22 protein-coding genes are annotated in these 20,379 nt (G+C 58.6%); 12 read left to right on the forward strand and 10 right to left on the reverse strand.

The features are described 5' to 3' along the window. Positions 1-18 precede the first annotated feature (18 nt). From sdhA to I9184_RS12630, 8 genes are all read right to left on the reverse strand, one after another. Positions 19-1,824: a succinate dehydrogenase flavoprotein subunit gene (gene sdhA / locus I9184_RS12595; RefSeq protein ID WP_171634928.1), complete on the reverse strand. Its 1,806-nt coding sequence runs from the start codon at positions 1,822-1,824 to the stop codon at positions 19-21. 18 nt (positions 1,825-1,842) lie between these two features. Beyond that, positions 1,843-2,214: a succinate dehydrogenase, hydrophobic membrane anchor protein gene (gene sdhD / locus I9184_RS12600; RefSeq protein ID WP_209834658.1), complete on the reverse strand. Its 372-nt coding sequence runs from the start codon at positions 2,212-2,214 to the stop codon at positions 1,843-1,845. Positions 2,215-2,227: 13 nt separating this feature from the next. Then, on the reverse strand, positions 2,228-2,614 hold the full coding sequence (sdhC, locus tag I9184_RS12605; RefSeq protein WP_152456838.1) for a succinate dehydrogenase, cytochrome b556 subunit: 387 nt from the start codon (positions 2,612-2,614) through the stop codon (positions 2,228-2,230). 214 nt (positions 2,615-2,828) lie between these two features. Beyond that, positions 2,829-3,491, reverse strand: a complete 663-nt coding sequence (locus I9184_RS12610) for a DUF1194 domain-containing protein (RefSeq protein ID WP_209834660.1) — start codon at positions 3,489-3,491, stop codon at positions 2,829-2,831. Between the two features lie 54 nt (positions 3,492-3,545). After that, positions 3,546-4,574, reverse strand: a complete 1,029-nt coding sequence (locus tag I9184_RS12615) for a MaoC family dehydratase (protein WP_171634931.1) — start codon at positions 4,572-4,574, stop codon at positions 3,546-3,548. Continuing rightward, a complete protein-coding gene (locus I9184_RS12620; protein WP_171634933.1) occupies positions 4,574-4,780 on the reverse strand; it encodes a DUF1737 domain-containing protein in 207 nt (68 codons plus the stop codon). Before I9184_RS12620 ends, I9184_RS12615 begins: the two co-directional genes overlap by 1 nt. Before the next feature lie 12 nt (positions 4,781-4,792). Beyond that, positions 4,793-5,347, reverse strand: coding sequence for an NnrU family protein (locus tag I9184_RS12625; protein ID WP_209834662.1), 555 nt, complete (start codon positions 5,345-5,347; stop codon positions 4,793-4,795). A 6-nt stretch (positions 5,348-5,353) separates the two neighbouring features. Next, entirely contained in the window at positions 5,354-6,211 is an 858-nt protein-coding gene (locus I9184_RS12630; protein WP_209834663.1) for a CoA ester lyase, read from the reverse strand. A gap of 170 nt (positions 6,212-6,381) precedes the next feature. On the opposite strand from I9184_RS12630, the gene I9184_RS12635 reads away from it, so the two are divergent. After that, positions 6,382-6,687, forward strand: coding sequence for a hypothetical protein (locus I9184_RS12635; protein ID WP_209834665.1), 306 nt, complete (start codon positions 6,382-6,384; stop codon positions 6,685-6,687). Here the strand turns inward: I9184_RS12635 and I9184_RS12640 are convergent, their stop codons facing one another. Continuing rightward, entirely contained in the window at positions 6,688-7,443 is a 756-nt protein-coding gene (locus I9184_RS12640) for a sulfite exporter TauE/SafE family protein (RefSeq protein ID WP_209834667.1), read from the reverse strand. Positions 7,444-7,610: 167 nt separating this feature from the next. Here I9184_RS12640 and mdh point away from each other — a divergent pair, with 167 nt between their 5' ends. The 10 genes from mdh to lpdA all read left to right on the forward strand — a co-directional run bounded on the left by mdh (position 7,611) and on the right by lpdA (position 19,078). Further along, on the forward strand, positions 7,611-8,573 hold the full coding sequence (gene mdh / locus I9184_RS12645) for a malate dehydrogenase (RefSeq protein ID WP_117870353.1): 963 nt from the start codon (positions 7,611-7,613) through the stop codon (positions 8,571-8,573). Between the two features lie 309 nt (positions 8,574-8,882). Then, positions 8,883-10,076, forward strand: a complete 1,194-nt coding sequence (gene sucC, locus I9184_RS12650; RefSeq protein ID WP_152456830.1) for an ADP-forming succinate--CoA ligase subunit beta — start codon at positions 8,883-8,885, stop codon at positions 10,074-10,076. Between the two features lie 97 nt (positions 10,077-10,173). Further along, positions 10,174-11,001: a glycosyltransferase family 25 protein gene (locus I9184_RS12655; protein WP_171634943.1), complete on the forward strand. Its 828-nt coding sequence runs from the start codon at positions 10,174-10,176 to the stop codon at positions 10,999-11,001. Positions 11,002-11,014: 13 nt separating this feature from the next. Beyond that, positions 11,015-11,896, forward strand: coding sequence for a succinate--CoA ligase subunit alpha (gene sucD / locus I9184_RS12660; protein WP_170346357.1), 882 nt, complete (start codon positions 11,015-11,017; stop codon positions 11,894-11,896). A 121-nt stretch (positions 11,897-12,017) separates the two neighbouring features. Then, entirely contained in the window at positions 12,018-12,329 is a 312-nt protein-coding gene (locus I9184_RS12665) for a hypothetical protein (protein WP_170346356.1), read from the forward strand. Between the two features lie 2 nt (positions 12,330-12,331). Further along, complete coding sequence (locus I9184_RS12670; protein WP_170346355.1) at positions 12,332-12,874, forward strand: DUF805 domain-containing protein; 543 nt, start codon at positions 12,332-12,334, stop codon at positions 12,872-12,874. Then, entirely contained in the window at positions 12,871-15,828 is a 2,958-nt protein-coding gene (locus I9184_RS12675; protein ID WP_209834668.1) for a 2-oxoglutarate dehydrogenase E1 component, read from the forward strand. Before I9184_RS12670 ends, I9184_RS12675 begins: the two co-directional genes overlap by 4 nt. A gap of 3 nt (positions 15,829-15,831) precedes the next feature. After that, a complete protein-coding gene (gene odhB / locus I9184_RS12680; protein WP_209834670.1) occupies positions 15,832-17,346 on the forward strand; it encodes a 2-oxoglutarate dehydrogenase complex dihydrolipoyllysine-residue succinyltransferase in 1,515 nt (504 codons plus the stop codon). A gap of 2 nt (positions 17,347-17,348) precedes the next feature. Continuing rightward, the gene (locus tag I9184_RS12685; protein ID WP_152456823.1) at positions 17,349-17,618 is read left to right on the forward strand and encodes a hypothetical protein; all 270 of its coding nucleotides are present in this window, start codon (positions 17,349-17,351) and stop codon (positions 17,616-17,618) included. A gap of 71 nt (positions 17,619-17,689) precedes the next feature. After that, positions 17,690-19,078 (forward strand): dihydrolipoyl dehydrogenase, encoded by a 1,389-nt coding sequence (lpdA, locus tag I9184_RS12690; protein WP_171634953.1) that lies wholly within the window; start codon positions 17,690-17,692, stop codon positions 19,076-19,078. Positions 19,079-19,099: 21 nt separating this feature from the next. Here lpdA and I9184_RS12695 read toward each other — a convergent pair whose 3' ends face one another. After that, positions 19,100-19,678, reverse strand: a complete 579-nt coding sequence (locus I9184_RS12695) for a TetR/AcrR family transcriptional regulator (protein ID WP_209834672.1) — start codon at positions 19,676-19,678, stop codon at positions 19,100-19,102. A gap of 103 nt (positions 19,679-19,781) precedes the next feature. Between I9184_RS12695 and I9184_RS12700 the strand changes: the two genes are divergently transcribed. Beyond that, entirely contained in the window at positions 19,782-20,375 is a 594-nt protein-coding gene (locus I9184_RS12700; RefSeq protein ID WP_171171173.1) for an NAD(P)H-dependent oxidoreductase, read from the forward strand. Positions 20,376-20,379: the final 4 nt, after the last annotated feature.

The following is a 20,379-nucleotide window of genomic DNA, read 5'->3' on the forward strand; positions in this document are numbered from 1 at the left end:
CCTGTTCCTGACCAGCCCTTAGAACGTCCGCGCTTTGGGCGCGATTTTCTGCAAGCTGATACCGCCTTGGTCCTCGGTCGTCAGCGGATCAACGATGACCGGACGATAGCTGAGCTCAACCTTGTTGCCCTCGACCCGGCTGACCGTGTGAACACGCCAGTTTTCGTCATCACGCTCGCTGAAGTCTTCATGCGCGTGGGCCCCTCGGGATTCCTTGCGGGCCTCGGCGCCGACGATGGTGGCAAGCGCGTTTGGCATCAGGTTGGTCAGTTCAAGGGTTTCCATCAGATCGCTGTTCCAGACCAACGAACGGTCTGTGACCTTCAGGTCGTCCATCTTTGCGGCAATCGCCGTCATCTTCTCGACGCCTTCGGCCATGGTCTTGGCGGTTCGGAACACGGCCGCATCCGCCTGCATGGTCTTTTGCATCTCAAGCCGAAGATCGGCGGTTGGGATTGAACCGCTGGCGTTACGCACCGCATCAAAACGGTCAAACGCCTTGTCGACCGACGCCTGGTTCAGAACCGGGTTGGGGGATTCGGCGTCGACAACCTTGCCAGCCCGGATCGCTGCCGCCCGGCCAAAGACCACAAGGTCAATCAGCGAGTTCGACCCCAGCCGGTTCGCACCGTGGACCGAGGCACAACCGGCTTCGCCAACGGCCATCAAACCGGGAACGACCGCAGTCGGATCCTCGGCAGTTGGGTTCAGAACCTCACCCCAATAGTTGGTGGGGATACCGCCCATGTTGTAATGCACGGTGGGCAGAACCGGGATCGGTTCCTTCGTGACATCCACACCCGCAAAAATCTTGGCGCTTTCCGAGATACCGGGCAGGCGCTCCGCCAGAGCTTCGGCAGGCAAGTGGCTGAGGTTCAGGTGAATGTGATCCCCTTCGGCCCCTACGCCACGTCCCTCGCGGATTTCCATGGTCATCGAGCGCGAAACGTAATCGCGTGGTGCGAGGTCCTTGTACTGGGGCGCATAGCGCTCCATGAACCGTTCACCTTCCGAGTTTGTCAGGTACCCGCCTTCGCCGCGCGCGCCTTCGGTGATCAGACAGCCCGAACCGTAGATGCCGGTAGGGTGGAACTGAACGAATTCCATATCCTGCAAGGCCAGCCCGGCACGGGCCACCATGCCGCCGCCATCGCCGGTGCAGGTATGGGCCGAGGTGGCGCTGAAATAGGCACGGCCATAGCCGCCGGTCGCCAATACCACCATCTTGGCGTTGAAGACATGCATGGTGCCATCGTCCAGCTTCCAGCAGACGACACCCTGACATTGACCGTCTTCGGACATGACCAGGTCAATGGCGAAATATTCGATGTAGAACTCGGCGTTGTTCTTCAACGACTGCCCATACAATGTATGCAGAATCGCGTGGCCGGTCCGGTCGGCGGCTGCACAGGTGCGTTGTACCGCAGGACCTTCTCCGAATTCAGTGGTGTGTCCACCGAAGGGGCGCTGATAGATCTTGCCCTCTTCCGTACGGCTGAACGGAACGCCATAGTGCTCCAGCTCGTAGACCGCCTTTGGCGCCTCGCGGGCAAGGTACTCCATCGCGTCGGTATCGCCCAACCAGTCCGAGCCCTTGACGGTATCGTACATGTGCCATTGCCAATGGTCGGGGCCCATATTCGACAACGACGCGGCAATGCCACCCTGCGCGGCCACGGTATGAGAACGGGTTGGGAAAACCTTGGTCACGCAGGCCGTACGCAGGCCTTGTTCCGCCATACCCAATGTCGCCCGCAGACCGGCCCCACCGGCGCCAACAACGACCACGTCATATTCATGCGTTTCGTATTCGTATGCAGCCATTTCTTTCAGCTCCGGGAATTAGAGGGCAATGCGCGCGATGGCGAAGATGCCGGTCGCAGCCGCACCGTAGGACAGGCAGGTCACCAGAATGATCAGGACCTTTTCAAGCGTGCCGTGAACATAGTCCTCAAGCATCACCTGCGCACCGTCTGCGAAGTGTTTGAAGCCAACTGCCAGCGTCAGTGCTGCCACGATGGCAGGGAAGGGCCGCGAATAGTATTCAAGTACCACGTCAAACGGCTGACCCAGAACCGGGCCGAAGGTGAAAACAAACAAAGGCACAAGGATCAGCAGAGCCACCGAGCTGACTTTCATCGCCCAGAAATGGGCGGTGCCGGATTTCGCCGAGCCAAGGCCAGCGGCGCGTTTGCGGTCGGTCAGATAACGCATGTCAGGCCTCCAATCACGCGACGATGACAAGGGTCAGAAGGGTCAGCACGACCGATCCGATGACAACGGCCCAGCCCAGCTTTGTCGCTGTGGGAAGGTCCAGCCCAATCGCATTGTCCCAGATCAGGTGCCGTACACCGGCCAGCGTGTGATACCAAAGACCCCATACGGACAGAGCCATCACCAGATCGCCAAGCACCGAAGTAATCACTCCGTTCGCAACGGCGAAGGCCTCGGGCGACGTTGCTGCGGCCAGAAACCACCAGACGATCAGCAGCGCCGCCAGCAGTAGCGCGTTTCCGGTGATGCGTGTCAGGATGGATGTGACCGACGTCAGCTGTGGACGATAGATCGACAGGTGCGGCGAAAGTGGGCGGTTGCCCCGATTTACATCGGCCATGGCGGCTCCTTTTCGGTTGGCTACCGAACGTTTTACTGTTTTTTGCGACACTGTCACGTGCTGCGGGTGCAAAAACCACTAAATTCAGCGCAATTTGACGGATTATTCCGGTATGTGATCACACAAAATATTGTCGTGATCACATTTAACATTCCCCTTCATCAATGTTAGCGATTTCAAGATCAAAGGCATGTGATCACGAATCTCCTGACTGTCATTTCAGGCCCGCTGTTTGCTGCGTCACTTCGCGCAGCAGTTTCTTGCGAATTCGTTCCGGGTAGTCCGCGAAGCCCGAGGCCGAAACGACAAAAGCGCCTTCGCCCACGATGACATTCTCAAAGAAATAGGCCGTCAGGTCCGGTTCACTTTCTTCAATGGCCAACGCATTGACGACAATGCCTCGGTCCCGCAAAGCCGCGTGAACTTGCGTCGGTTCGACGCCTTCATTGGATACGCCGTCCCCAGACAGATCGATCAGTCTCCGTTTGCAATCGGATACGGACTCAAACGCGTCCAGCGTCGTGTGCAGCGCCTCGCCAATCGCGGTCGAGAAGTTCCGCCAGATGCGTGGATCTTCGGCAACCTGATCGGCGAAACGATCCAGCGCCGCGAAACTGTCGACTCGAGTCCAGGGGATTGTGACCTGCTGGCGCGACGACCCGGTCCATTGCACCAGCATCAACTGAGCCTGACCACGAACCAATGCCTCGGACACGATCGGGTCGCGCAGACCAGCGGCCAACCCGTCCATCTGGATACGAAACTCGCTGGCGTCGACCGAGCCGGAAACATCAACCGCCAAGGCCAGCGCCAGATCGCAGGCCTGAGCCGTCGGCGCCAGACAAACGCTGGTCAATATCGCGCGCAGAATATGCATGGTGCAAGCCTAACACGGCTTGCACGCAAATGGCTCACATTACCGTCAGCAGGCCTATTGCGGCATGAGCGCCCAATAATCGAGATCCAGAAGCACATCCGGCAAATACCGGCCCTCGTCATTCTTCAACACGAACGGATCACCACCCTTTGTCGCCACCAGACGCAGGCGGATCGCACCCACGCCGGGAACACCGGTTTCCGCCTTATCCAGAACTTCGGACCAGGCCTTGATCGTGTCGCCCGCGAAACATGGGTTGGCATGCGCGCCGCCATTCAGGCCGACAATCATCTGCGCGTTCGCAAGCCCATTGAACGACAATGTCCGCGCCATCGAGATCACGTGCCCGCCATAGATCAACCTGCCTTCCGGGCGGAACGTCAGATCGAAATGCACCTTGGCGGTGTTCTGCCACAATCGCGTGGCCAGCATGTGTTCGGCCTCTTCCACGGTGACGCCGTCCACGTGGTCGATTTTCTCTCCGATTTCATAGTCGCCCCATCGATGCGCTTCACCGGCCAAAGCGAAATCGTAATTCGAGAAATCCAGACCTTCGGGCACGATCAGATCCTGGGGCGTCAAGGCCTTCTTCAATTCGGGAACAACCGTTTCGGGCGCTGGCGCATTCACGTCTGCCTTGCGCACCATCACCCAACGGACATATTCGATGACGACTTCGTCCAATTGGTTCAATCCACGGGTGCGGACCCAGACGACACCTGTTTTCCCGTTGGAATTCTGTTTGACGCCAATCACCTCGGACACAGATCGCAGGGTATCACCGGCATAGACGGGTTTCAGCCAGCGGCCTTCGCCATAGCCAAGATTGGCAACCGCGTTCAACGAGACATCCGGAACCGTTTTGCCGAACACCAGATGAAACGCCGCCAGATCATCAAGCGGACTTTCCGGCAAACCGCAATCCCGGGCAAATTCGTCCGAAGAATACAGCGCGTGACGCGCGGGATAAAGCGCGTGATACAAACCGCGTTCGCCCTCGGTCACTGTGCGCGGCACGGCGTGATGCAACACCTGCCCCACAGAATAATCCTCGAAGAATCGGCCCGGATTTGTTTTTACCATTACTGCTGTCCCAGTTTCATGTCGGGGGAATAGTCGGCGTCGACCTCTTTGGTCACAGCCTGCGCACACCGCATTACATTGTTAGCTGAGTCAAAGGCATAGGACGGGTCGCCGTACAGCTCCCATCCCTTCGCCAGCGCATCTGACACTTTGTGGCAGAAGGCTGACGTGTCTTCTTCGGTCAACAAACGATAGAGTTTCGCCATGGGGTCAGGTCCTCATGAGCCAAACGGAGACGGACCGACCAGGCCGTGGATATATCCGATAATCCCCAGCAGCACGATCGACGCCACAAAGAACATGGCATCCTTGCCATAGGTTCCCGGCTCACTGGGCGTCCAGTCGGGTTCGGTCTTGTTGATCACAACAACTTCGACCACGGCCCATGCCAGAAGACCGCCGAACAGGATGATCGAGGCCAGATCTCCGTTCACCAGCAAATGCGCAAAGGCCCACAGCTTGAAACCACCCAGCATCGGATGGCGAAACTTGTTCAGCACCCGGCCTTTGGTGTCCGCGGGGCTCATCATGAAGATCGCGATCAGAACCAACAGATTATTGACGTGAATCAGGAAGGTCGGCGGCGCCCAGACATAAATGAAGTCGGTCATGCGATAGCCGAACACCATCAGCAGGATCGACGCTACCAGCGCCAGGGCTACTGCACCCTTGCCCCCGTCGCCCATCGCGGCACGGCGTTCAGGCGCCACACGTTTGAACAGATGCGCGGCCCACCACAGTGCCACGCCCAAGATCAGAAGAACAAAGCCCATGCTGGCTTACCCCGCTTGCAAAGCTGAAATCGCCTCTGCTTTTGCCAGAATTTCACGGGCCGTTGCAACGTGCAGGTTTTCAACGATCTTGCCATCCACGACGGCAACACCCTGCCCTTGCGCTTCGGTCTCTTCGAATGCCGAAATTTGGCGGCGGGCCAGATCGATCTCGTCATCCGATGGTGCGAAGGCCGTGTTGGCCACATTGACCTGGGCCGGATGGATCAGTGTTTTGCCATCAAAGCCCATGTCGCGGCCCTGCGCACACTCGGCGGCCAGACCCTCGGCATCCTTGAAAGCGTTGTAAACGCCATCAATGATGATCAGCCCTTCGGCCTTGGCGGCCAACAGGCACAGACCCAGCGAAGTCATCATCGGCAGGCGATCGGGGCGAAAGCGGGTTTGCAGCTCTTTGGCCAGATCGTTTGTGCCCATCACGAATCCGGCCATCAGCGGATGCGCGGCGATCTCGGCAGCGTTCAGCATTCCGCGCGGCGTTTCCATCATGGCCCAAATCGGCAATTCTCCGGTGATCGCCGCCAGAGCATCCACGTCAGCCGCCGAATTCACCTTGGGCAACAGGACTACATCGGCATCCATGTCGCGCACCGCCTCGGCATCGGCACGCCCCCATTCGGTGTCCAGCCCATTGATCCGGACGATCTTGACCCGCGCACCATAGCCCCCAGCGGCCAAGGCCCCTTTCAGCGTTTCGCGAGCGTTTTCTTTTTCGTCCGCTGCAACTGCATCTTCCAGGTCGAAGATGATCGCATCCACAGGCAAAGATCGGGCCTTGTCCAGGGCCCGGTCCCTCGAACCAGGAATGTAGAGAACCGAACGATAGGGGCGCAGACGAGGATCCATGGACCACTCCCATTGAAATAAAGTTGCGCGGAATGGGGCATTTTTTGCAGGAAAGTTCAAGCACAAAATCGCCGCACCGCAGCAAACCCTGCGCAACGTGCGTTCCCTTAACCGGATTTCGTCCCTTGCCACGCACCCTGATCGGCAGTTGGAATCAAAAAGGGTGCGGCATGCAAAAGACGGTGTTCAAGATGACGATGGGGCTTGGGATCATGGTCCTGGCCGCGCAACATGTGCACGCTCAGGGTCAAAACTGTGCGCCCAGAGAGGCTGTGCTGGAACGGTTGCACGAGGCCTATGGTGAAACGCGCAGGGGTTTGGGACTGGCCCGAAAAGGCGCCGTCATGGAGCTTTTTGCCTCGGACGAAACCGGCAGTTGGACGATCACGGTGACTTTGCCAAACGGGATCACCTGCCTTGTGGCTTCGGGTCAGGCTTTTGAAGAGGTGGTCGAGGCGCTGCCACTCAATGCCTGATCAGGTAAGCGCGTCCCAGATCAGCTTGCTGCCGGTGAGCGTCAACAGCACATAGGCAAGCCCGAAGAACAGGCGTTCGGACAACATGAAATGTGCCCGGACGCCCAGCCATGCCCCCAGGATCGCAAAGGGTGTCAGCAGCAAATCCGCCCATAACGTCTGCCATGTGAACATACCCAGATACGCATAGGGTATGAATTTCGCGATATTGATCACCCAGAAAACCAGTACCGTACTGGCTTGAAATTCGGTTTTCGTCAGGCGTTGCGACAAAAGATAGACCGCTGCCGGAGGACCGCCGGCATGGCTGACGAAACTTGTGAAACCCGCGACCAGCCCGGCAAACAAACCGGAAGACGGCGGCAATCGCCTGGCAAACCCGCGCACCCACCCTTTCGACTGCGCGATGTGCCAGATTACGAACCCGACCGAGATGCCACCGATCAGCAGACGCAACAGATCATCATCCGTTGCACGGTAAAGCCACGCACCCACCGCCACACCGGGCAGCGCGCCAAGGATCAGCAGACGGGAATCCGGCCAGCTCCACCGCCTCCAATAGGGACCCAACGTGGCCACGTCGATCACCATCAAGATTGGCAGCATCAAGGCCAAAGCCTGCCCGGGCGTCAGGATCAAGGCCAGAATCGACGACGAGGCAAATGCCACGCCGGAACCGAAACCGCCCTTTGAAATACCGGCAAAGATCACGGCAGGGATCGCCACGGCAAAAAACATCAAGTTCAATTCGAACATGTGACAGTCCCGGTTTTGGCTTGTCTCAAAGGCCGTTTAGCGCAATCAAAGCGGGGCCTGCAAACAGTATGCGGTTGTATGCCACGTCGCAGAACTCTTGCCTATTGACGTTTTAACGACTAGCACGACCGCGATTTCAATACCGACCGGATATGGAGAAATTCCAAATGGCCAGACCCAAGATTGCGCTGATCGGCGCGGGGAACATCGGTGGCACGCTCGCACATCTCGCAGCTGTCAAAGAACTGGGTGACGTTGTCCTGTTTGACATCGCAGACGGGCTGCCTCAGGGCAAGGCGCTCGACATCGCTGAATCCGGCCCTTCGGAAGGGTTCGACGCCTCGATGAAAGGCACCAGCGACTATGCCGATATCGCTGGCGCGGATGTGTGCATCGTGACCGCAGGCGTGGCCCGCAAACCGGGCATGAGCCGCGATGATCTGCTGGGCATCAACCTGAAAGTCATGAAGTCGGTCGGTGAAGGCATCGCAGCCCACGCACCCGATGCGTTCGTGATCTGCATCACCAACCCGCTGGACGCGATGGTCTGGGCTTTGCGCGAATTCTCGGGCCTGCCGCACAACAAGGTCTGCGGCATGGCAGGGGTGCTTGACTCGGCACGCTTTGCACATTTCCTGTCGGAAGAGTTCAACGTCTCGATGCGCGACGTCACCGCCTTCGTTTTGGGCGGCCACGGCGATACCATGGTGCCTTCGGTCCGTTACTCGACCGTTGCCGGTATTCCGCTGCCTGATCTGGTCGAGATGGGCTGGACCACGCAAGAGAAACTGGACGCCATCGTGCAGCGCACCCGTGACGGCGGCGCCGAAATCGTTGGCCTGCTGAAAACCGGTTCGGCCTACTACGCGCCTGCAACGTCGGCGATCGAAATGGCCGAAGCCTATCTGAAAGACCAGAAGCGCGTTCTGCCATGCGCGGCCTACTGCAACGGCGAACTGGGTGTAGACGGGCTCTATGTCGGTGTTCCGACCGTGATCGGCGCAGGCGGCGTCGAGCGTATCGTTGACATCAAGCTGAACGAAGACGAGCAGGCAGGGTTCGACAACTCGGTGAACGCCGTGAAGGGTCTGATCGACGCATGCAAGGGCATTGACAGCTCGCTGGCGTAAAACAGCTCTGAAGTCCGAATAACAGACCGGCCCGTTTCAGGGCCGGTTTTCTTTTGGTCCGCGCATGTCCCGGTCGCAAATGTTGGCGCAAACGCCGCAAATCCCTTTTTTCGAATGTGATTTTCTGACGCGGCGCAGTTTTTTCGAATCGTTTTGCCGTATCAGAAATTTTGTGATCACACCCTAAAAACCCGTGATCACAAATGTTGAAAATCTTCGCTAAAAACCCATCGAGCATCAAAAAACCCTTTAAACTTGCCCGCTAGACACCCCTATAACGATTAAACGCAGTCAGACGGGACAGTTTCGATGAACATTCACGAATATCAGGCCAAAGCCCTCCTTCGCAGCTATGGCGCACCGGTGTCCGATGGTCGCGCCGTGTTGCGCGCCGAAGAAGCCAAAACCGCAGCAGGTGAGCTGGACGGCCCGCTTTGGGTTGTCAAAGCACAGATCCACGCAGGTGGTCGCGGCAAGGGTTCGTTCAAAGAGGCCGACGCCGGTGAAAAAGGCGGTGTTCGTCTGACCAAATCGGTTGAAGAAGCCGCTGAAGAAGCCAAAAAGATGCTGGGCCGTACACTGGTCACGCATCAGACCGGTCCGGCAGGCAAGCAGGTCAACCGCATCTATATCGAAGCAGGCTCGGGCATCGAGCGTGAACTGTACCTGGCCCTGCTGGTGGACCGCCAGACCAGCCGCATTTCCTTCGTCTGTTCGACCGAGGGCGGCATGGACATCGAAGAAGTGGCCGCAGCGACGCCCGAGAAAATCCTGTCCTTCTCGGTCGATCCGGCCACCGGTTACATGCCGTATCACGGTCGCCGCATCGCCTTCTCGCTGGGTCTGGAAGGCCCGCAAGTCAAGCAATGCGTCAAACTGATGGGTCAGCTCTATCAAGCCTTCGTCGAGAAGGACATGGAGATGCTGGAAATCAACCCGCTGATCGTCTCGGACAGCGGCGATCTCAAGGTGCTGGACGCCAAGGTCGGCTTTGACGGCAACGCGGTCTACCGCCACCCGGACATCGCCGAACTGCGCGACACGACCGAGGAAGACCCCAAGGAACTGGAAGCCTCCAAGTACGACCTGAACTACATCGCACTGGATGGTGAGATCGGCTGCATGGTCAACGGTGCCGGTCTGGCGATGGCGACGATGGACATCATCAAGCTGTACGGGGCTGAGCCTGCCAACTTCCTCGACGTGGGTGGCGGCGCCACCAAAGAGAAGGTCACCGAGGCGTTCAAGATCATCACCTCGGACCCGCAGGTCAAAGGCATTCTGGTCAACATCTTCGGCGGCATCATGCGCTGTGACGTGATCGCCGAGGGCGTTGTCGCCGCGGTGAAAGAGGTCGGCCTGAAGGTTCCCCTGGTTGTGCGTCTGGAAGGTACGAATGTCGAGAAGGGCAAAGAGATCATCAACACCTCTGGCCTGGACGTGATCGCGGCGGACAACCTGAAGGACGGCGCCGAAAAGATCGTGAAGGCGGTTAAGGGTTAAGCTTGTTCAAGTGGGGCTGGCCTCGGGCCCGCCCCATCGCGGTTAAAACCAAGCTGAAAAACATTGCCGCGCAAGGCTGAAAGAAGCAATCGATCTGATGACCATCCCAATCTTCCTCATAGGCTTGGAACGCGCCACAGGGCGGGCGCGTTTGATGGAGCAGGAGCTGCAAAAGGCAGGCCTGTCGGCGACGCGCGTCAACGCTGTTGACTGCGATGCCGCCACCCGTGAGGATTTCCTGCGCGAATGCAAGGCCGAGGGGCCGTGGGGCTATTTCCATACCAAGGACATGGCTTGCACCCTCAGCCATGCCAAAGCATGGGAGGCGCTGATCGCCTCGGGCGCGGAACAGGCCTTGATCCTCGAAGATGATGTGTTTCTGACACCGGAATTGGCCGACTGGTTGAATGATGCGTCATGGTGGCCCGCAGATGCCGATATCGTCCGGTTCGAACGCTGGCGCAGCACGAAGCTTTACGTGGCACTTGGACGCAAGCGGTTGTCCCATTTGGGGCGGGAACTGCGCCTGATGCGCTCGCGCCATCCCGGTGGTGCAGCTTATGCGCTGACACGCGAAGCGGCCCGGCACTTTCTGGCCCAGAAACCCTTTGACATCACGCTGGATGGTTTGTTGTTCAACCCGTCCGCCTCGCCGGCGGCGCGTCAGATCAACATCTATCAGGTGATCCCGGCCATGGTCGAACAGGGCAACGAAGCGCCCGGCGAATACAATATGGGTGCACCGCGCGCGCGGCCAACAGGCTGGCCTCTGATCCGGCAAAAAGTAAGGCGTGGCATCGCTGAAATCAGCAGCGGCCTGCGTACCACGGCCAACCTGGCCCTGGGACGTGCCACGCTCGAGAAAATTACCTATGCGCCGCAGGTTCTGCCGGCGACTGAACCCAATCAATCCAACACCGCCTAGAGAAAGGGACAAAATGGCAGTCCTCATCGACGAAAACACCAAAGTGATCTGTCAGGGCTTTACCGGCTCGCAGGGTACATTCCACAGCGAACAGGCCATTGCCTATGGCACCAAGATGGTCGGCGGCGTCACCCCCGGCAAAGGCGGGATGGAGCATCTGGGCCTGCCCGTGTTCAACTCGGTCCACGAGGCCAAGCACGTGACCGAAGCCAACGCCAGCGTGATCTACGTGCCGCCGCCTTTTGCGGCTGACTCGATCCTCGAAGCGATTGATGCCGAGATGGAAGTGATCGTCTGCATCACCGAAGGCATCCCGGTTCTGGACATGATGAAGGTGAAGCGCGCGCTGGAAGGCAGCAAGTCGCGTCTGATCGGCCCGAACTGCCCCGGTGTCATCACGCCCGACGCCTGCAAGATCGGGATCATGCCCGGCCACATCCACAAGCGCGGTTCGGTCGGCGTTGTGTCCCGCTCGGGCACCCTGACCTATGAGGCCGTCAAGCAGACCACCGATGTTGGTCTGGGCCAGTCTACCTGCGTGGGCATCGGCGGTGACCCGATCAAAGGTACCGAGCATATCGACGTTCTGGAATGGTTCCTGGCCGATGACGAGACCGAGTCGATCATCATGATCGGTGAGATCGGCGGCTCGGCCGAAGAAGAAGCCGCGCAATTCCTGGCGGATGAAGCCAAGAAGGGCCGCAAAAAGCCGACCGCCGGTTTCATCGCTGGCCGCACAGCCCCTCCGGGCCGCCGTATGGGCCACGCGGGCGCGATTGTCGCTGGTGGCAAGGGCGGTGCCGAAGACAAGATCGAAGCCATGCGCGCGGCCGGTATCGTCGTGGCCGAAAGCCCGGCGCAGCTGGGTGAGGCCGTGCTGGAAGCGATTGGGTAATGGAAATCCGGCCCTCCAAAGGCGCTGAGGACAACGCCCGACCCTGGGTGGGTGCTGCAAGCGCCCTCCCGGGGGGAGGGTCGGGCGCTGCCCGGCGTTGCCGCCGGGCGGGACATCCGAAATGAGATTTCTCAAGATCATAGGTTTTTTCTGCTGCCTTCTGGGTGGGATTTTGGCCCTTTTCTTATGGGCAGCGTCATATCCAGAGCGCTTGGCTCAGGAAAAAGCACCAGATGGGATCAGAGTGGTCTTGGTCGATTTTCCAAGCGATCCGAACATCGTGTCCTATGACCCCAGTCTAATTTCCTCGGGCGCATTGTTTACATTTGGCAGGCAGCTTTGTGGAGACACGCCGGTTGTATCAGATTTGGAACCGACATTTGTTGACAGGCTGCGCGACTATCACCGCGCCAGCATAGTTTGCGGGTTATGAAGATGACCTTCTCCGACGCCATCCGCACCTGTTTCGCCAAGTTCTTCACCTTCTCAGGCCGTGCCTCGCGGACCGAATACTGGTTCTTCTTTCTGTTCATCGTGATCTGGAACATCATCGCCGGGATCATTGACTGGCAGTTCTTCACTCAGGTCACTGTGACTGAGACGGATACGTCCAAATCCATCACCGCCACTTCTTCGCAACCGGTGCAGAGCATCGTCGGCCTGATCGTTTTCTTCCCGCATCTGGCTGTCGCGTGGCGACGGATGCATGATACCGGGCGCAGCGGGCTTTATGCTTTGCTGCCGATCCTGCTGATCCTTGGGGCCTTTGCGGTTCTGATCTTCGGCATCGGCCTCGCCTCTCATTTCCAGCATGGTGGCACTCTGGACATTTTGTTCACCCGCGCAACATTGCTGATCGTCATCCCGACACTTATCGTTCTGGTGGTGTCGCCCCTCCTGGTGCTGTGGTGGCTGACCCGCCCCAGCCAGCCAGGCACCAATCAATACGGTCCCAACCCACATGAGGTAGCCCAATGACCGAACACTCGCCCAATACTGCCTTTCATGCCTCCAGCTTCATGCAGGGGCACAACGCCGAATACCTGGAACAGCTTTATGCGCAGTACACCAAGAACCCCGGTGCGGTAGACGCTGCCTGGGTCGAGTTCTTCAAGGCCATGGGCGACGCCGCGCCTGATGTGCAGCGTGAGGCCGAAGGGCCTTCGTGGGCGCGAACCGACTGGCCGCCCATGCCAGCGGATGATCTGACCGGTGCGTTGACCGGCGAGTGGGCCGAGATAGACGCCAAGGCCGCAGGCAAGAAGATCAAGGAAAAGGCCGCCGACAAAGGTGTCGAAGTCAGCGATGACCAGATCAAGCGTGCGGTGTTGGACAGCCTGCGCGCCCTGATGCTGATCCGGGCCTACCGCATCCGGGGTCATCTGGCCGCCGATCTGGATCCGCTGGGCATGCGCGCGGCAACCAATCACCCAGAGCTCGACCCCAAGACCTACGGCTTCACCGACGCCGACATGGATCGCCCGATCTTCATCGACAACGTTCTGGGCCTTCAGGTTGCCTCGATGCGGCAGATCGTCGAGATCGTGAAGCGGACCTATTGCGGTACTTTTGCGCTGCAATACATGCATATCTCGAACCCGGAAGAGGCTGCATGGCTGAAAGAGCGCATTGAGGGCTATGGCAAGGAAATCCAGTTCACCAAGGAAGGCCGCAAAGCTATCCTGAACAAGATGGTCGAGGCCGAAGGCTTTGAGAAATTCCTGCACGTCAAGTACATGGGCACCAAGCGCTTTGGTCTCGATGGCGGTGAGGCGCTTATTCCGGCGATGGAGCAGATCATCAAACGTGGTGGCGCGCTCGGGCTCAGTGATATCGTGATCGGGATGCCGCACCGGGGCCGATTGAACATTCTGGCCAATGTGATGGGCAAACCGTACCGCGCCATTTTCAACGAATTCCAGGGCGGCAGTTTCAAACCCGAAGACGTGGATGGTTCGGGCGACGTGAAATACCACCTCGGTGCTTCAAGCGATCGCGAGTTCGACGGCAACAGCGTGCACCTGTCGCTGACGGCGAACCCGTCGCACCTTGAGGCGGTGAACCCTGTGGTTCTGGGCAAGGTCCGCGCCAAGCAGGATCAGTTGGGCGACACGGACCGCACCAAGGTCATGGCCATTCTGCTGCACGGCGATGCAGCCTTTGCCGGTCAGGGCGTCGTGGCCGAAGGCTTTGGCCTGAGCGGTCTGCGCGGGCATCGCACCGGCGGGACAATGCATATCGTGGTGAACAACCAGATCGGCTTTACCACCGCGCCGCATTTTTCACGCTCCAGCCCATATCCGACGGATATCGCGCTGATGGTCGAGGCGCCGATCTTCCACGTGAACGGGGATGACCCCGAGGCAGTTGTTCATGCAGCCAAGGTGGCGACCGAGTTCCGCCAGAAATTCCACAAGGACGTGGTTCTGGATATCTTCTGTTATCGCCGGTTTGGTCACAACGAGGGCGACGAGCCCATGTTCACCAACCCGATCATGTATAAGAAGATCAAGACGCATAAGACCACGCTGTCTTTGTACACTGAGCGCCTCGTCAAGGATGGCCTGATCCCCGAGGGTGAGATCGAGGATATGAAAGCGGCCTTCCAGGCTCATCTGAACGACGAATTCGAGGCCGGTAAGGACTATAAACCCAACAAGGCCGATTGGCTGGATGGGCGCTGGTCGCATCTTGACAAGAACAAAGACGAATACATGCGCGGCGAGACGGCGATCACGCCGGAAACCATGGCCGAAATCGGGGATGCCCTTACCCGCGCACCAAGCGGATTTGCCATGCACAAGACGGTTGGTCGTCTGCTTGAGCACAAGAAACAGATGTTTGAAACCGGTAAAGGCTTTGACTGGGCCACTGGTGAGGCGTTGGCTTTCGGATCCTTGCTGACCGAGGGCTACCCGGTACGCCTTGCAGGGCAGGACGCCACGCGCGGCACCTTCAGCCAACGCCATTCCGGATTCGTTCATCAGGAAACTGAAGAACGGTATTACCCGCTGAACAACATTCGCGCAGGTCAATCGCATTACGAAGTGATCGACTCGATGCTGTCCGAATATGCAGTGCTCGGCTTCGAATACGGATACTCGTTGGCCGAACCAAATGCGCTGGTCCTGTGGGAAGCCCAGTTCGGGGACTTCGCCAACGGCGCGCAGATCATGTTCGACCAATTCATCAGTTCGGGTGAATCGAAATGGCTGCGGATGTCCGGCCTGGTCTGTCTGCTGCCGCACGGGTTCGAGGGGCAAGGCCCCGAACACTCGTCGGCAAGGCTGGAGCGGTTCCTGCAAATGTGCGGTCAGGACAACTGGATTGTGGCGAACTGCACGACGCCTGCGAACTATTTCCACATCCTGCGCCGCCAACTGCACCGGACATTCCGCAAGCCGTTGATCCTGGTGACACCGAAATCACTGCTGCGTCACAAACTGGCCGTCAGCACCGCCGATGATTTCACCACCGGATCCAGCTTCCACCGGGTACTGTGGGATGATGCACAGAAGGGCAATTCCGACACCAAACTGGTGGCGGATGACAAGATCAAACGTGTGGTGATGTGTTCCGGAAAAGTCTATTTCGACCTGCTGGAGGAACGCGATGCTCGCGGCATCGACGACATTTATCTGATGCGGATCGAACAGTTCTATCCTTTCCCGGCGCATTCTCTGATCAACGAGCTTGAACGGTTCAAGAATGCCGAAATGGTCTGGTGTCAGGAAGAGCCCAAAAACCAAGGTGCGTGGACCTTTATCGAACCCAATATCGAATGGGTTCTGTCCCGGATCGGCGCGAAACATACCCGTCCGGCTTATGTCGGTCGCGCAACCTCGGCCTCGCCCGCGACGGGCCTGGCCAGCCAACACAAAGCCCAACAAGAAGCGCTGGTTAACGAAGCGCTGAGCCTCGAAGGAAAATAAGCGATGACGATTGAAGTTCGTGTTCCCACGCTTGGCGAGTCGGTCACCGAAGCCACTGTTGCAACATGGTTCAAAAAGCCCGGTGATGCGGTCGCCATGGATGAGATGCTGTGTGAGCTGGAGACTGACAAGGTGACGGTCGAAGTGCCCTCTCCCTCAGCTGGCGTGATGGGTGAGATTGTGGCCGCCGAAGGCGACACGGTTGGTGTCGATGCTCTGCTGGCGACGATTGCTGCCGGTGAAGGTGCAGCCGCGCCTGCCCCGGCAACAGCCGCAGCACCCCCCGAGGCCGCACCCTCTGCATTGGGCGGGTCGGTTGACGTGATGGTGCCCACGCTTGGCGAATCTGTGACTGAGGCGACTGTTTCGACCTGGTTCAAGCAAGTCGGCGACAGCGTCGCGCAGGACGAGATGCTGTGTGAGTTGGAAACCGACAAAGTCTCGGTCGAGGTACCCGCCCCGGCTGCGGGTGTTCTGGCGGAAATCGTCGCGCCGGAAGGTGCAACCGTTGATGCAACCGCAAAGCTGGCAGTCATCTCGGGCGCGACCGCAGGCGCAGCCCCTGCACCGGCAGCTGCTGCTGCGGCTCCTGCTGCGGCAAGCACCGGCAAGGATGTTGCAAATGCGCCGTCTGCCGAAAAGGCGATGGCCGAAGCCGGGTTGTCAGCCGATCAGGTCACCGGCACCGGTCGCGATGGTCGCATCATGAAGGAAGATGTCGCCAAGGCGGTCGCGGCTGCTTCGGCCCCCGCACCTGCGGCGGCTGCGCCGGCGCCCGTTGCTCAGGTTCCGCGCGCACCGGTTGCTGCCGAAGATGAGGCTCGCGAAGAGCGTGTACGGATGACCCGTCTGCGTCAGACCATCGCCAAGCGCCTGAAGGATGCGCAGAACACCGCCGCGATCCTGACCACCTATAACGAGGTGGACATGACCGAAGTCATGGCCCTGCGCAATCAGTACAAAGACCAGTTCGAGAAGAAGCACGGTGTGCGCCTGGGCTTCATGTCCTTCTTCACCAAGGCCTGCTGCCATGCCCTGAAAGAAGTGCCCGAGGTCAATGCCGAGATCGATGGCACCGACATCGTCTACAAGAACTTCGTTCACATGGGCGTTGCGGCCGGCACGCCGCAGGGTCTGGTGGTTCCGGTCATTCGCGACGCGGACAGCATGTCCTTTGCAGCCATTGAAAAAGCCATCGCCGAAAAGGGCAAGCGCGCCCGCGATGGCAAGCTTTCGATGGCCGAGATGCAGGGCGGTACCTTCACAATCTCGAACGGTGGCGTCTACGGCTCGCTGATGTCCTCGCCGATCCTGAACCCCCCGCAGTCGGGCATTCTGGGCATGCACAAGATTCAGGAACGACCGATGGTCATCAATGGCGAGATCAAGATCCGTCCGATGATGTATCTGGCCCTGTCCTATGACCACCGCATTGTTGACGGCAAGGGCGCGGTAACCTTCCTGGTTCGCGTGAAAGAGGCGCTTGAAGATCCGCGCCGCCTGCTGATGGATCTGTAACCATGGCGACACATGTACTCTGGCAGGCCGATGTGGCCGATTTCGACGCCTGGCTGAAAGTGTTCCGCGAGGACAAGCCGATGCGCAAGGCCGCGGGTATCCGCGACCTGCATGTCTGGCGCGACCCCGATCAGAAGGACCATGCGATCGCGATGTTCGAGGTGATCAACCTGGACAAGGCCAAGGCATTTTTCGGATCCGAAGAATTGGCAATGCACCATGAACGAGGCGGCATTGCGCATATCTCGATCAAGCTGCTGGAACCCGTTTGACAAAGATATTCCCGACCCGCCAGATCGGGTCGGGAAAGCGCCGGATCGTCCGGTCGGTTTAGGAGAATGTAATGGCAAACTATGACGTCATCGTAATCGGCGCCGGACCCGGCGGCTATGTCTGCGCGATCCGCTGCGCTCAACTGGGCTTGAAAACCGCTGTGGTCGAGGGGCGCGAAACGCTGGGTGGCACTTGTCTGAACGTGGGCTGCATCCCGTCAAAAGCTCTGCTGCATGCCAGCCATCAGCTTCATGAAGCCGAACACAACTTTGCCAAGATGGGCCTGAAGGGCAAATCGCCTTCGGTCGATTGGAAACAGATGCAGGCCTACAAGGATGAGGTGATCGAGGGCAACACCAAGGGCATCGAGTTTCTGTTCAAGAAGAACAAGATCGACTGGCTGAAAGGCTGGGGCTCGATCCCTGCGGCCGGCAAAGTTCAGGTTGGCGATGAAATCCATGAAACCAAGAACATTATCATTGCGTCAGGCTCCGAACCGTCCTCGCTGCCCGGTGTCGAAGTCGATGAGAAAGTCGTTGTGACCTCAACCGGAGCGCTGTCTCTGGGCAAGATCCCGAAGAAAATGGTGGTGATCGGCGCGGGTGTGATCGGGTTGGAACTGGGTTCGGTGTACAGCCGCCTGGGCGCAGATGTAACGGTGATCGAATTCCTCAAGGACATTACGCCGGGCATGGACCCTGAGGTGCAGAAGACATTCCAGCGTATCCTCAAGAAACAGGGGTTGAACTTCATCATGGGTGCAGCGGTGCAGAAAACCGAAGCAACCAAGACCAAGGCCAAAGTGACATACAAGCTGCTCAAGGACGACAGCGAGCATGTGATCGACGCCGATACCGTGCTGGTGGCCACCGGGCGCAAGCCTTATTCCGATGGTCTGGGGCTGGACGCTCTGGGCGTCGAGATGACCCCGCGCAGCCAGATCAAGGTGGGTGCGGACTGGCAGACCAACGTACCGGGCATCTACGCCATCGGCGACGTGATCGAAGGCCCGATGCTGGCGCACAAGGCCGAAGATGAAGGTATGGCCGCGGCGGAACAGGTTGCGGGCAAGCATGGGCATGTGAACTATGGTGTCATTCCGGGTGTGATCTATACGTGGCCCGAGGTCGCCAATGTTGGTGAAACCGAGGCGACGCTCAAAGAACAAGGCCGTGCCTACAAGGTCGGCAAGTTCATGTTCATGGGCAACGGCCGCGCCAAAGCCAACTTTGCCTCTGACGGGTTCGTCAAGATCCTGGCCGACAAGGAAACCGACCGTATCCTGGGCTGCCACATCATCGGCCCCGGCGCAGGCGACCTGATCCATGAGGTCTGCGTGGCGATGGAATTCGGCGCATCCGCCGAAGATCTGGCCCTGACCTGCCACGCGCACCCGACCTATTCCGAGGCCGTGCGCGAGGCCGCACTGGCCTGCGGCGACGGTCCGATCCACAGCTGACAACCTTGACCCCGGCAGCGATCAGCCTGTCGGGGTCAACCAGGCATCCAGATAGGTCTCCAACCTGTCGGTGAATGTCGTCGCGGAATGCAATGCGCAGAATCTTAGTGACATGGCCTGAATGGCAAAGGCCTGCACACCTTCGGCCAACAACTCGGGTGGCACATCCTTGCGCACCTCTGCATCTTCGAGCCACAGCATCACGATGCGGAAATATCGCTCAAAACAATAGGCCACCGGTCCTATTTCGGCGACAGCCGTAGCACCGGAATACCTGATCAACAAATCGAATACATATCGCTCGGACGTCATGAAACTGTGAACCGGTTCCAGCGCAGTGACGATTTCTGCAACAGTTTTGGGCGGCGTTCCGGCCTCGGCCTGATCCAGACAGGCGTTCAGCTTGTCTGCGATCAGAATTTCCATCAGCGCATCCTTGTCGTAAAAATGCGCGAAAAAGGTGCCCTTCGCGACCCCAGCGGCCTTCACGACCTCTTCCACCCGTAACGCTTCATATCCGCCATTGCGGATGACCTCTTCAGCGGCCGAGAGAAGCTTGGCGCGGGTCTTGATCGTACGTTTCTGAATTGTCTTTTGCATACGGCTCAATCGCATAATTTCTGACCGTGGTCAAATTTTTATTGACCGCAGTCATTTTTTGATTCTACAAATTGACCACGGTCATTTTTTCAGGAGATACCCGATGCAACCGAAAAAGATTCTCATCCTTGACGGACACCCCGCAGAAAGCAGCCTGTCACGCACATTTGCCGAAACATACAGAGACGCGGCCCGCAAAAACGGGCACGATGTACGGTTGGTTCATCTGAGCGATCTGCAATTCGATTTTGATTTCGGTCAGGGCAATTATCACGACTTCAAACCACTTGAGCCGGTTCTGGAACAAGTGCTTCAGGACTTTGAGTGGAGCGACCACCTGGTCCTGACCACCCCGATGTGGTGGGGCGGCCTTCCAGCCAAACTCAAAGGACTGATCGACCGAATGTTCATTCCGGGACGAACCTTTGACACACGGAACACCACCAAGATCGGATTTCCGGCGCCCATGCTGACTGGGCGTACTGCACGCGTCATCCTGACGTCAGACACCCCGGGATGGTTCATGCGCCTGATATACCGGCAGGCGCTAATCCGTCAGGTACGGGACCAGATTCTTGGGTTCGTCGGCTTCAAACCAACCCGTTTCACCTATTTTTCCGGCGCAAGCTATCCCAAGCCCGGCAGCGTAGATCGCTGGGTGGAAAAAGTATCAAGGATCGGGGCCGCTGCGGTTTGAACCA

Origin of the sequence: Ruegeria sp. HKCCE3926, from assembly GCF_017872515.1 — a bacterium.
GTDB lineage: Bacteria > Pseudomonadota > Alphaproteobacteria > Rhodobacterales > Rhodobacteraceae > Ruegeria.

What these genes read in the sequence shown, in the direction of transcription:
- sucD (WP_170346357.1), top strand. Translation starts at nt 11,015, where the DNA reads ATGGCAGTCCTCATCGACGAAAACACCAAAGTGATCTGTCAGGGCTTT.
- I9184_RS12665 (WP_170346356.1), top strand. Translation starts at nt 12,018, where the DNA reads ATGAGATTTCTCAAGATCATAGGTTTTTTCTGCTGCCTTCTGGGTGGG.
- sdhC (WP_152456838.1), bottom strand. Translation starts at nt 2,614, where the DNA reads ATGGCCGATGTAAATCGGGGCAACCGCCCACTTTCGCCGCACCTGTCG.
- I9184_RS12615 (WP_171634931.1), bottom strand. Translation starts at nt 4,574, where the DNA reads ATGGTAAAAACAAATCCGGGCCGATTCTTCGAGGATTATTCTGTGGGG.
- I9184_RS12655 (WP_171634943.1), top strand. Translation starts at nt 10,174, where the DNA reads ATGACCATCCCAATCTTCCTCATAGGCTTGGAACGCGCCACAGGGCGG.
- mdh (WP_117870353.1), top strand. Translation starts at nt 7,611, where the DNA reads ATGGCCAGACCCAAGATTGCGCTGATCGGCGCGGGGAACATCGGTGGC.
- sdhD (WP_209834658.1), bottom strand. Translation starts at nt 2,214, where the DNA reads ATGCGTTATCTGACCGACCGCAAACGCGCCGCTGGCCTTGGCTCGGCG.
- I9184_RS12675 (WP_209834668.1), top strand. Translation starts at nt 12,871, where the DNA reads ATGACCGAACACTCGCCCAATACTGCCTTTCATGCCTCCAGCTTCATG.
- sucC (WP_152456830.1), top strand. Translation starts at nt 8,883, where the DNA reads ATGAACATTCACGAATATCAGGCCAAAGCCCTCCTTCGCAGCTATGGC.
- I9184_RS12635 (WP_209834665.1), top strand. Translation starts at nt 6,382, where the DNA reads ATGCAAAAGACGGTGTTCAAGATGACGATGGGGCTTGGGATCATGGTC.
- I9184_RS12640 (WP_209834667.1), bottom strand. Translation starts at nt 7,443, where the DNA reads ATGTTCGAATTGAACTTGATGTTTTTTGCCGTGGCGATCCCTGCCGTG.
- sdhA (WP_171634928.1), bottom strand. Translation starts at nt 1,824, where the DNA reads ATGGCTGCATACGAATACGAAACGCATGAATATGACGTGGTCGTTGTT.
- I9184_RS12685 (WP_152456823.1), top strand. Translation starts at nt 17,349, where the DNA reads ATGGCGACACATGTACTCTGGCAGGCCGATGTGGCCGATTTCGACGCC.
- lpdA (WP_171634953.1), top strand. Translation starts at nt 17,690, where the DNA reads ATGGCAAACTATGACGTCATCGTAATCGGCGCCGGACCCGGCGGCTAT.
- I9184_RS12625 (WP_209834662.1), bottom strand. Translation starts at nt 5,347, where the DNA reads ATGGGCTTTGTTCTTCTGATCTTGGGCGTGGCACTGTGGTGGGCCGCG.
- odhB (WP_209834670.1), top strand. Translation starts at nt 15,832, where the DNA reads ATGACGATTGAAGTTCGTGTTCCCACGCTTGGCGAGTCGGTCACCGAA.
- I9184_RS12630 (WP_209834663.1), bottom strand. Translation starts at nt 6,211, where the DNA reads ATGGATCCTCGTCTGCGCCCCTATCGTTCGGTTCTCTACATTCCTGGT.
- I9184_RS12700 (WP_171171173.1), top strand. Translation starts at nt 19,782, where the DNA reads ATGCAACCGAAAAAGATTCTCATCCTTGACGGACACCCCGCAGAAAGC.
- I9184_RS12620 (WP_171634933.1), bottom strand. Translation starts at nt 4,780, where the DNA reads ATGGCGAAACTCTATCGTTTGTTGACCGAAGAAGACACGTCAGCCTTC.
- I9184_RS12695 (WP_209834672.1), bottom strand. Translation starts at nt 19,678, where the DNA reads ATGCAAAAGACAATTCAGAAACGTACGATCAAGACCCGCGCCAAGCTT.
- I9184_RS12670 (WP_170346355.1), top strand. Translation starts at nt 12,332, where the DNA reads ATGACCTTCTCCGACGCCATCCGCACCTGTTTCGCCAAGTTCTTCACC.
- I9184_RS12610 (WP_209834660.1), bottom strand. Translation starts at nt 3,491, where the DNA reads ATGCATATTCTGCGCGCGATATTGACCAGCGTTTGTCTGGCGCCGACG.